We start from the raw sequence: 3,830 nt of genomic DNA, 5'->3' as shown, positions 1-3,830 counted from the left end.
CCGGCGGCGATGACCAGGTCCTCGGGCCGCAGGCCGATCACCACCCGGTCGCCCGTCAGCGCTTCGCGCTGCTTGGGCCCGATCTCGATGCGCTGGCCGCCGAACAGGGCGGTCTCCTCCTCGACCGGTGCTTCGACCAGGTTCATCGGCGGGGAGCCGACGAACTGGGCGACCGCGACCGTCTCGGGCCGCTCGAAGACCGTCGCGGGCGGCCCGGTCTGCTGGAGCGTCCCACGATCGAGCATGGCCACCTGGTCGGCGAATACCCAGGCGTCGGTGGTGCTGCACGTGGCGTAGAGCATGGTGATGCCGAGTTCACGCTGGAGGGCGGCGATGGGGGTGCTGGCGCGCATCACGAAAGGCACCCCGGAGCCGGCGAGCGGTTCGTCGAGGCACACGACCCGGGGCTTGTTCACGATCGCGCGCGCGATCGTGACGCGCTGGCGCAGGTCGTGGTCCAGCTCGTCGGGGCGCGCTGTGAGGTGTCCGGTCACACCGCACTGCTCGGCGGCCTGCTCCACCCGCGAGCGCACGGCCCGCGCGGAGACCTTGCGCATCGTCAGCGGAATGGCGATGTTGTCGAACACCGTCAGGTGCGGGAAGAGCGCGAAACCCTGGAAGATCATGGATACGCCGCGCTTGTCGGGAGGCAGCCGGCTGACATCGGCGCCGTCGATCAGCAGTCCGCCCCGGTCGATCGGCTCCAGGCCGGCCAGCATCCGCAGCAGCGTCGACTTCCCGCTGCCCGACGGGCCCGCCACGACCGTCAGCTCGCCGTCGAGGATCTCCAGATTCACCGCGTCGACGGCGGGCTTCCACATGCCGCGGTACAGACGCGTGGCGTCGACGAAACGGATCTCGGCCACGATCTATTCGGCTCCTGATTCAGCTTGCGTTCTCTTGCCTGGTGTGGACGGGGCTCCCGGGCCGGAGGCGGATCGACCCGGGAGCGGTCCCGGTCCCCCTACCCCTTGACCGATCCGGCCAGCAGGCCCTGCACGAAGTATCTCTGGAACGAGAAGAACACCAGCAAAGGCACCGCCATCGCCAGGAAGGCTCCGGGCGCGAGGATGTCGATGTTGCTGCCGAACTGCCGCATCTGCGACTGGAGGGCCACGGTCAGCGGCTGCGTGCTGGGGCTGGAGAAGACCAGCGCGACCAGCAGGTCGTTCCAGACCCACAGGAACTGGAAGATGGCGAGCGACGCGATCGCCGGCTTGCCGAGCGGGAGGATGACCCGCCGGAAGATCACCCATTCGGAGCCGCCCTCCATCCGGGCCGCCTCCAGCAACTCGCGCGGGATCGACGCGAAGAAGTTGCGCAGCATGAACACCGCGAACGGCAGGCCGAAGCCCACGTGGAAGAGCACCACGCCGGTGATCGAGCCGAACAGGTGCACGTCCCGGTACATCTTCGCCACCGGGATCAGCGCGACCTGGACGGGCACGACCATCAGCCCCACGACGGCGACGAAGGCCCAGTCCCGGCCCGGGAAATCGATCCAGGCGAAGGCGTGCGCCGCGAACGCCGCGATCACCACGACCAGCACCGTGGCGGGCACCGTGATCAACACGCTGTTGATCAGAGCCTGCACTATGCCTTGGTTGTGGAACAGATTGGCGTAGTCGGAGAGGGTCAGCTGGGCCGGCTTGGTGAAGACCGTCCACCAGCCGCTGCCGCTGATGTTGTCGGCCGAGCGGAACGACGAGACGAACAGTCCGAGCGCCGGGACCAGCCAGAACACGCCGACCAGCAATGCGACGATCTGCAGGGCCCCGCTGCTCAGCCGCTGCGAGATGACGGCCGCCAAGCGCCTGGGCCTCGGCGCGCCGGCGGCACGGTAGCGGTCGGTCCTGATGGACCGGTGCCGCGTGAGCTGGGTGATGGTCACTGGGCCACCTCCTCGCGCTTGGTGGAAAAGATGGCCCACAACGTCCGGACCAGGCCTTCCGATTCGAGGCCGGCGCCCCAGACGACGCACGGCCGGCCGAGCACCTTGACGGCGAGTTTCGCGTCGTCCTGACTGCGATACGGGTCGGGCAGCAGGATGCCCTGATCGGTGATCTGCACGTACAGCACCGGGCGGGACGGCTCCTGCAGGGACAGCCCGAGCCGCAGCTTTCCGGTCGGCTCGTTCCTCTCGTTCCACGTCGCCAGCGCGGTCACCGTGGAGGACACCGGGGAGGTGAGCTCGCCGAGCCCCCAGTCCCGCAGCGACCTCTCCGCGTAGCCGCCGGCCTCGCCGGGAGCGGAGAACTCCCAGACGGCCGACCGTCCGGGCGCGCCCAGGCCCGGCGGTGTGTCCGGATCCTTATCCATCGCGGGCCTCCGCGCCTTTCGCTTGTTTCCCTTGGGCCAATATTTCTTCGCGGTCACTTGCCGCTCCGTTCGCGGCGAAGCCGCCGGACGTTGAAGTACAGCGCGGGCAGGACCAGGACGTAGAGGAACACCCCGATCGCGCTGGCAAGGCCCTGATCATTGGCGCCGCCGAACGAGACGCTCCACATCTCCACCGCGAGCACGTTCGCGTTCGGGAGGGTCGAGCCCGGCGCGATGACGAACACCAGGTCGAACACCTTCAGCACGTTGATGACGAGGGTCACCAGGACGGTCAGCAGCACCGGAGCGAGCAGCGGGACGGTCACCTTGCGGAAGATCTGCCATTCCGACGCCCCGTCCACGCGCGCGGACTCCTGCAGTTCGCGCGGCACCCCGCTCAGGCCCGCGGCGATCAGCACCATGGCGAAGCCGGACCAGATCCACAGGTAGGCGGCGATGATCGCGGGGGTCACCAGGCTCGGCCCCAGCCAGGACACGCCGTTGTAGGGCTGCGCGAAGTTGCCCGCCGGCAGTTCGAGCCGGTACTGGCCGGGAGACAGACCGCTGATGGCGAAGGTGCCGTCGGCGGTCGTGGTGGCGCTGCCGACCACCTGGGTGCCTTCGACGGCCTGCACGTTGATCCCGGACATGCCCTTCTTGCCGTGGTCGAGGTGACCGGGCGTGCCGCCGCCGCCGTAGACGAGGTCGAGCCAGACGGTTCCGGTGATCTCGCCGGGTTTCGCGGCCGCCGGCGCGGCCTGCGCGGCGTTCGCCGGCAGCGAGGTGACCGCGTATCCGACCAGGGGCAGCTGCGCGGTCGAACCCGGGGCGAAAGCCTGCGTGGTCGTGAACGATCCGCCGGACGCGCCGAAGGTGCCGTCCACCCTGGGATGAGCGCCCGGGTACTTCGACGAGGGCGCGAAGGTGTCGTGGACGCCGACGAGCACCGCGTTGGCGACCCCCTGGTGCGGGTCGGCCTGGTAGACGAGCTCGAAGATGACGCCCGCGGCCAGGAAGGAGATGGCCATCGGGGTGAAGATGACGATCTTGAACGCGGTGGCCAGCTTGATCCGCTCGGCCATCACCGCGAACACCAGCCCGAGCACGCAGGCGAGCGTGGGCGCGGTGACCACCCAGATGATGTTGTTGCGCAGCGCGGTCAGCGTCGCCGGGTCGCTGAACAGCTTGCCGAAGTTGGCCAGCCCGACGAATGAGTGGCCGTTGGCGCCGTGCAGGCTCAGCCAGATCGAGTAGACACTCGGGTAGACGATGAAGGCAAGCAGCAGCAGCACCGCGGGGCCGAGGAAGCCGTAGCGGATGCGGCGCGGGATGCGCAGCGGGCTCATCGGCGCGCGGGGACGGCGAAGGCGGTCGCGCAGCCGGGCGGGATGCGTGCCAAACGCCGGGGAGGGTGCGGCCTCCCCGGCGAGCGGCACCATGGAGTCGGAGACGCCCATGGAGGTCAGGACCCCTTCTTTCGGGAACGTGTCGGGGTAGGGGTGGTGCGGACG

4 protein-coding genes are annotated in these 3,830 nt (G+C 69.2%); all 4 read right to left on the bottom strand.

From position 1 onward, the window contains the following. A partial coding sequence (locus VGZ32_RS13295; RefSeq protein WP_326886296.1) for an ABC transporter ATP-binding protein occupies window positions 1–866 on the bottom strand: 866 nt, incomplete at its 3' end. 98 nt (window positions 867–964) lie between these two features. Then, window positions 965–1,891: a carbohydrate ABC transporter permease gene (locus VGZ32_RS13290; protein WP_326886295.1), complete on the bottom strand. Its 927-nt coding sequence runs from the start codon at window positions 1,889–1,891 to the stop codon at window positions 965–967. Then, window positions 1,888–2,319: a hypothetical protein gene (locus tag VGZ32_RS13285; RefSeq protein ID WP_326886294.1), complete on the bottom strand. Its 432-nt coding sequence runs from the start codon at window positions 2,317–2,319 to the stop codon at window positions 1,888–1,890. Before VGZ32_RS13285 ends, VGZ32_RS13290 begins: the two co-directional genes overlap by 4 nt. Before the next feature lie 53 nt (window positions 2,320–2,372). Further along, window positions 2,373–3,665 carry an ABC transporter permease subunit gene (locus tag VGZ32_RS13280; protein ID WP_349263591.1) on the bottom strand — a complete coding sequence of 431 codons (1,293 nt, stop codon included), beginning with the start codon at window positions 3,663–3,665 and terminating at the stop codon, window positions 2,373–2,375. Window positions 3,666–3,830 lie beyond the last annotated feature (165 nt).

It is taken from the genome of Actinocrinis sp. (assembly GCF_035938995.1).
Lineage (GTDB): Bacteria > Actinomycetota > Actinomycetes > Streptomycetales > Catenulisporaceae > DASZGI01.
The sequence above is the reverse complement of the archived record's forward strand: the minus strand, read 5'-3'. Positions and strand labels throughout refer to the sequence as shown.